This is a genomic window from Microbispora oryzae, assembly GCF_017896165.1.
In the GTDB taxonomy this organism is placed as follows: domain Bacteria; phylum Actinomycetota; class Actinomycetes; order Streptosporangiales; family Streptosporangiaceae; genus Microbispora; species Microbispora oryzae.
In genome coordinates, this window is record NZ_JAFCNB010000067.1 from 1 (window position 1) to 1,065 (window position 1,065).

Here is a 1,065-nt window from a genome sequence, read left to right on the forward strand (position 1 = left end):
TCGACCTACGATGGTGCAGGTCGATCGGGATCAACCAAGGAGCGCCGGTGGACATCGGGGAAATCGCCAGACGATCAGGCGTCGCACGCAGCACCGTCTCCTACGCCATCAGCGGCAAACGCCCCGTCTCCCAACAAACCCGCCAACGCATCCAAGCCGTCATCGACGAACTCGGCTACCGCCCCAACGCCGTCGCCAAAGCACTCAAAGAAGGCCGCACCCGCACCATCGCCCTCGTCATCCCCCCCGCAAACACCCGCCTCACCGACCACCAACTCACCTTCGTCGCCAGCGTCGTCAACACCGCCGCCAAAGCCGACCTCGACGTCCTCCTCTCCCCCTCAGGCGACGAACACGACCGCTCCTTCGAACGCGTCATCACCGGCCGCCGCGTCGACGGCGCCATCCTCATGGAAATCCGCCTCACCGACCACCGCGTCACCCGCCTCCAGCAAACCGGCCTCCCCTTCGTCACCATCGGACGCACCAACACCCCCGACACCACCACCTGGGTCGACATCGACTACGACACCCTCATCTCCCGCTGCGTCCACCACCTCGCCGACCTCGGCCACCAACACATCGCCCTCATCGACCGCTCCCCCCACCTCGCCACCACCGGATACGGCCCCTCCCACCGCGCCCACACCGGCTTCACCCGCACCACCACCCAACGCGGCATCACCCCCATCCACACCCACACCCACGACAACCCCAACTCCGGCCACACCACCACCACCCAACTCCTCCACACCCACCCCCACCTCACCGCCATCACCACCATCAACGAAGCCGCCCTCCCCGGCATCTACCACGCCATCACCCAAACCGGCCGCACCATCGGCACCCACATCTCCATCACCGGCGTCGCCGCCCAACACTGGGCAGAAAACCTCCACCCACCCCTCACCGCCGCCGACGCCCCCGCCGACGAACTCGCCACCAACGCCGTCAACCTCCTCATCAACCGCATCACCAACCCCACCACCCCCCACCAACACCTCCTCCTCACCCCACCCATCTCCCTCCGCGCCACCACCGGACCCCCACACCCCTTCCCCTGAC

1 protein-coding gene is annotated in these 1,065 nt (G+C 67.2%); it reads left to right on the forward strand.

Annotated features, from left to right (window positions below):
* Positions 1-47: 47 nt before the first annotated feature.
* Entirely contained in the window at positions 48-1,064 is a 1,017-nt protein-coding gene (locus JOL79_RS33555; protein ID WP_210159966.1) for a LacI family DNA-binding transcriptional regulator, read from the forward strand.
* Position 1,065: the final 1 nt, after the last annotated feature.